Source organism: Isoptericola sp. NPDC060257 (genome assembly GCF_042726645.1).
GTDB lineage: Bacteria > Actinomycetota > Actinomycetes > Actinomycetales > Cellulomonadaceae > Isoptericola > Isoptericola nanjingensis.
Genome location: NZ_JBHXAW010000317.1, coordinates 1 through 4,697, shown reverse-complemented (window position 1 = coordinate 4,697; position 4,697 = coordinate 1). Strand labels below are relative to the sequence as shown.

Below are 4,697 nucleotides of genomic sequence, written 5' to 3'. Positions count from 1 at the left end.
GTCCCGGCGGGCTCCTTCGTGCGTGTCGACGTCAGCCCTGGTGCACCAGCGGCGCCATGCCGGCGGACCGCTCCACCGCGCCGTCGTCGCCGCACACGGCGAGCCAGTTGGCGAGCAGCCGGTGCCCGCCCTCGGTGAGCACCGACTCGGGGTGGAACTGCACGCCGTGCAGCGGCAGGTCGCGGTGCTGCAGTCCCATGACGACGCCGCTCGCCGTCGCGCCCGTCACCTCGAGCTCGGCGGGGACGGTCTCCGGGAGCACCGCGAGCGAGTGGTAGCGCGTCGCCGTGAACGGCGACGCCAGACCGTCGAGCACGCCTTCGCCGTCGTGCTCCACCAGGCTGGTCTTGCCGTGCATGAGCTCCGGCGCGTGCGCCACCGTGGCGCCGTACACCTCCGCGAGGGCCTGGTGGCCCAGGCAGACGCCGAGCATCGGCGTGCGAGAGCGCGCGCACGCGCGGATGACGTCCTCCGACGAGCCGGCCTCCTTCGGGGTGCCCGGGCCGGGGGAGACGAGGACGCCGTCGAAGGGCGCTCCGTCCCCGTCGTGGAAGACGCCGTCCGCGTCGGGCTCGGGCACGGCGTCGTTGCGCACGACGACGGTGCGCGCCCCGAGCTGGTCCAGGTAGCCGACGATCGTGTAGACGAACGAGTCGTAGTTGTCGACCACGAGGATGCGCGGGCCGGCGGTCGTGGGGGTGGGGCTGGTCATGGCTGTCTCGCTTCGGGGAGATGGTCAGGCGGGCTGCGGGGCGGGACGGCGGCCACGCCATCGCCGGCCTGGCATCGAGGTGCTCACGAGAACACGTCCGTGCCGGCGGGGACGGTCGCGTACTTCATCTCGGAGCTGCCGGTGTACGCGGGGAGCTCGAGGGTGCCCGCGTCCTTGACCGACCACCCGAGGGCGACCCAGTCGACGTACTGCTGGTAGATCGCGACGCCCGGGTCGGCGTCCAGCGACGCCCGGAGCTGCTGGGGGTCGCCCACGGCCTCGATCACGTACGGCGGGGAGAAGACCTTGCCGTGCAGCAGCAGGATGTTGCCGGAGCAGCGGAACGCCGACGTCGCGGTGACGCGCTCGCCCTGCAGCGTCATCGCCTCGGCCCCGCCCGCCCACAGCGCGTTGATCACGTGCTGCACGTCCTGCTGGTGCACGACCAGGTCGTCCGGCCGCGCCCCGCTGATCGACTGGCTGGACGCGGGCGCGTCGTCGAGCGCCACCCGCAGCCCGGGCCCCGAGACGGGCGCGGCACCGGTGACGACCGACTCGTCGGCCACGAGGTCGGCGCTCCGCGTGGGCAGGTCGGTCCCCGCCTGCCTGCCGAGGTCGTCGATCTCGGCCTCGAGCTCGTTCATCCGGTCGGTGAGCCCCGCGACGCGGTCGGACTCCGTGGTGACGAGCTCGGCGAGGTCCTGCGGGTCGCGACCGTCCTTGGTGTCCGCGAGCTGCGCGCTGGCGGTGAAGAGGAGCCCGGACGCGGCGAGGACGCACGCGACGGTCGCGCTCTGGCGCACTCGGCGGTTCATCGGCCCTCCGGTCGGTCGCGGCTGTCCTTCTCGAGCCTGCTGACGACTACGCTAGTCGACAGAATCGCCGACGGTGGCGGGCATCCGGCCCGCGGCCGCGCCCACCCGTCCGGACAGGAGACCTCCCCGTGCCCGAGTCGAAGTCCCGCAAGAAGAAGAGCACGCCCGCCGAGCAGCCGGCGACGCCGAAGGCGAAGCCGCAGGGCAACCCGCGCTGGCTGGTGCCGACGATGCTCACTCTCATGCTGCTGGGCCTCGCGTGGATCGTCCTGTACTACCTCACGGCGCAGGGGCTGGGCCTGCCGATCCCGGCGCTCGGCGCCTGGAACCTCGCCGTCGGGTTCGTGCTGATCATCGCGGGCTTCGGGCTCACCACCCGCTGGCGCTGACGCCGGGTCTTCCACCCGTGTAGTTCGTTCCACACCTGTGGACAACCCTGTGGGCGGCGCTCAGAGCATCCCCACCGAGGCGTACTTCCACAGGGTCGCGGCGACGAGGACGACGGCCACGCCCGCCGGGAGCAGCCACCCCACGAGCGCCTGCCGCTCGCGGGGGGCGAAGGCGAACCCGGCACCCATCGCCAGACCGACCGCCAGGCCGCCGAGGTGCGCCTGCCACGCGATCCCGCCGACGAAGAACGGGATCGCCATGTTGATGGCGATGAGCACGACGATCTGCGCGGCGCTGCGCCCGGTGCGGCGCAGGACCGGGATGATCGCGCCGAACAGCCCGAAGACGGCCCCGGAGGCACCCACGACGGCGGTGATCCACGAGTAGCTCGTCGGGTCGGCGAGCAGCAGGTAGCCCACGGACCCCGCGATCGCGGACAGCACGTAGAGCGCGATGAAGCGACCGCGCCCGAACGCCTGCTCGAGGAACGGGCCGGTGAGCCACAGCGCGTACATGTTGAACAGGATGTGGAGCGGGCTGGTGGAGTGCAGGAACGCGGCGGTGAGGAACCGCCACGGCTCGTCGAGCCCCACCGAGGGGGCGAAGGCCCACCGCTGCGTCCACTCGCCGCCCGTGACGAGCTGCAGCACCCAGCTCACCACGCACAGACCGACGATCGTCAGCGTGACGACCGGCCGCCCGCCGCGGACCGTGCCGCCGAACATCGTCCGGGCGCTCGGCACCGCACGCGACGCCTCCTTGACGCAGTCGACGCACTGGATCCCGACGGCAGCGGGTCGCTGGCACTCGGGGCAGGTCGGCCGCCCGCAGCGCTGGCAGCGCACGTAGGACACGCGGTCCGGGTGCCGCGGGCACACCGGCGGAGACGTCGGCTGCGGACCGGGAGTTGGGGTCGAGATGGGTCAGCCCTCCGAAAGGCGAGAGAGGTCGGGGTCGAGAATCTCGTCGCAGTCCGATCCTTCCCGAAGTGGAGCGCCCCTGGGGCGCGTGAACGGGACTGCGGCGAGATTCTCGACCCCGACCGTGACCTGGACCGAAACTCAGTCCTCGATGGTCACGCTGTTGATGACGATGTCCTGGACGGGACGGTCGCCGGGGCGGGTCGGCGTGGTGCCGATCGCGTCGACGACGGCGCGCGACTCGTCGTCGGCCACCTTCCCGAAGATGCTGTGCTTGCCGTTCAGCCACGGCGTGGCGCCGGTGGTGATGAAGAACTGCGAGCCGTTGGTGCCCTCGACGGCGCCCGTGACGGGGTTGCGGCGCTTGCCGGCGTTCGCCATCGCGAGGATGTACTTGTCGTCGAACTGGAGCTCGGGGTGGATCTCGTCGTCGAAGGTGTAGCCGGGGCCACCGGTGCCGGTGCCCAGCGGATCCCCGCCCTGGATCATGAAGTTGTCGATGACGCGGTGGAAGATCACGCCGTCGTACAGGGGGTCGTTGCGCTCGGCGCCCGTGGCCGGGTCCGTCCACGTCGTGGTGCCCTTGGCCAGCCCGACGAAGTTCGCGACGGTCTTGGGCGCGTGGTTCGGCAGCAGCTCGATGCGGATGTCACCGGCGGTGGTGTGGAGGGTTGCGAACATGCCCTCATCCTCTCACCCTCGCTCTCACCATCCGTCTCCACGACCCGCACGGCGCGGCCCGCGCGTGCCGCTGCAGGCCAAGGCACCAGGTGGCACAGTGGGTCCATGGTGCGAAAGAACGTGGGCGACGGCGTCAAGGACGCTGCCAAGGACAAGGCCGAGAAGCTCTCCTCGAAGGTCTCCGACAAGGTGAGCTCGACGATCAACGACATCGACACCGAGAAGCTCAAGGGCTCCGCGACCGAGGCGGCCGCCGTCCTGGTCGACGTCGGCGCCCGGGCCGCCGGTGGGGCGAAGGACGCCGCGAACCAGGCCAAGGACTGGGCCGAGCCGCGGGTCGACTCCTTCCTCGAGTGGCTCGTGCCACGTGCCGAGAAGGCGTGGCGCGAGAGCGTGCTCGCGGCGGCGCCGCGGGTCGAGAAGGCCGCCGACAAGGCGGGCCCGCTCGTGGACACCGCGCACGACAAGATCGTGGACGACTACCTGCCGCGGGTCGTCTCCGCGTTCAACGAGGCCGCGACGCGCGCCGGGGCGGCCGCGGGCGCGGCCGGCGTCCTGGCGGCGGACGCCGCGCGCGACGCCGCGGAGAAGGCCGGTCGTGCGGGCAAGAAGGCCGCGAAGAAGGCGGCCAAGGAGGCCGCCAATGCCCAGGCAGCCGCCGAGAAGGCGGCGAAGAAGGCCGCCAAGGAGGCCGAGAAGTCCGGGAAGGGCAAGGGGCTGTTCTGGCTCCTCGCGCTCGCCGGGGCGGCCGTGGCCGGATACGCCTTCTGGCGCCGCGCCCAGCCGCAGAACGACCCGTGGGCCGAGCCGTGGGAGCAGCAGTCCGGACCCGACTTCGACGGCGCGGCCCGCGACGCGCGGCACGCCGTCGGCGACGCGGCGGAGGCCGTCGGCGAGGCCGCGGGGCACGCCGTCGCGAAGGGTCGCGAGGCCGCGGAGCGCGCCTCCGAGAAGGCCGCCGAGCTCGGCGAGGAGGTCACCGAGGCCGTGGACAAGGCCAAGGACAAGGCCACCGACGCCGCCAAGAAGGCCACGAACCGTACGCGCTCCGCCGCCCGCAAGACGGAGGACGCCGCCGGGGAAGCGAAGGATGCGGGGGAGGGCGACAAGGCCTGACCAGCTCGCCGTCCCGGGACGGCACCGCACCGATCGCCGCAGGGCCTCGTCCACAGGGCAGTG

At 72.5% G+C, this 4,697-nt stretch carries 6 protein-coding genes; 2 read left to right on the top strand and 4 right to left on the bottom strand.

Features of this window, described 5'->3' with window-relative positions:
* Positions 1-31 precede the first annotated feature (31 nt).
* Both ACFWEK_RS19015 and ACFWEK_RS19010 read right to left on the bottom strand, forming a co-directional pair.
* Entirely contained in the window at positions 32-712 is a 681-nt protein-coding gene (locus ACFWEK_RS19015; protein WP_430555050.1) for an aminodeoxychorismate/anthranilate synthase component II, read from the bottom strand.
* A gap of 83 nt (positions 713-795) precedes the next feature.
* Complete coding sequence (locus tag ACFWEK_RS19010) at positions 796-1,527, bottom strand: DUF881 domain-containing protein (protein ID WP_430544855.1); 732 nt, start codon at positions 1,525-1,527, stop codon at positions 796-798.
* 128 nt (positions 1,528-1,655) lie between these two features.
* Between ACFWEK_RS19010 and ACFWEK_RS19005 the strand changes: the two genes are divergently transcribed.
* Positions 1,656-1,916, top strand: a complete 261-nt coding sequence (locus tag ACFWEK_RS19005; protein WP_429762797.1) for a cell division protein CrgA — start codon at positions 1,656-1,658, stop codon at positions 1,914-1,916.
* Between the two features lie 60 nt (positions 1,917-1,976).
* On the opposite strand, the gene ACFWEK_RS19000 is transcribed toward ACFWEK_RS19005, so the two are convergent.
* Together ACFWEK_RS19000 and ACFWEK_RS18995 are read right to left on the bottom strand one after the other, a co-directional pair.
* Positions 1,977-2,660 carry a rhomboid family intramembrane serine protease gene (locus tag ACFWEK_RS19000; RefSeq protein ID WP_430544854.1) on the bottom strand — a complete coding sequence of 228 codons (684 nt, stop codon included), beginning with the start codon at positions 2,658-2,660 and terminating at the stop codon, positions 1,977-1,979.
* Between the two features lie 318 nt (positions 2,661-2,978).
* Positions 2,979-3,518: a peptidylprolyl isomerase gene (locus ACFWEK_RS18995; RefSeq protein ID WP_429762799.1), complete on the bottom strand. Its 540-nt coding sequence runs from the start codon at positions 3,516-3,518 to the stop codon at positions 2,979-2,981.
* 105 nt (positions 3,519-3,623) lie between these two features.
* Here ACFWEK_RS18995 and ACFWEK_RS18990 point away from each other — a divergent pair, with 105 nt between their 5' ends.
* Positions 3,624-4,634, top strand: a complete 1,011-nt coding sequence (locus ACFWEK_RS18990) for a hypothetical protein (RefSeq protein WP_430555049.1) — start codon at positions 3,624-3,626, stop codon at positions 4,632-4,634.
* The last annotated feature ends 63 nt before the right edge of the window (positions 4,635-4,697 follow it).